Here is a 253-nt window from a genome sequence, read left to right on the forward strand (position 1 = left end):
GGCTAAGTTAGGTCGTACGCCGGCCACTAAAATGATTGGTAGCCTTATCGGTCTGGCATCGATTGTGTGTGCGGCGATGATCTTTAGTTTCTACGCGGTATTGTCAGGCTGGTTCGTGAGTAATACGCTAGCACCTATTGCCACAATGGTTGGCGCAGATGATGCGTGTCGTTGGTTAATCGATTTCTCATTATCGCGTAATATCGTATTTACCTTAGTATTTGCATTAATGTGTGTTTACGTTATTCAAAAA

General features: G+C 43.5%; 1 pseudogene. It reads left to right on the forward strand.

From position 1 onward, the window contains the following. A pseudogene (locus tag MTCD1_RS19760) lies at positions 1 to 253 on the forward strand (sodium-dependent transporter); the annotation flags it as partial.

This window comes from Colwellia marinimaniae (assembly GCF_002207865.1).
In the GTDB taxonomy this organism is placed as follows: Bacteria; Pseudomonadota; Gammaproteobacteria; order Enterobacterales; family Alteromonadaceae; genus Colwellia; species Colwellia marinimaniae.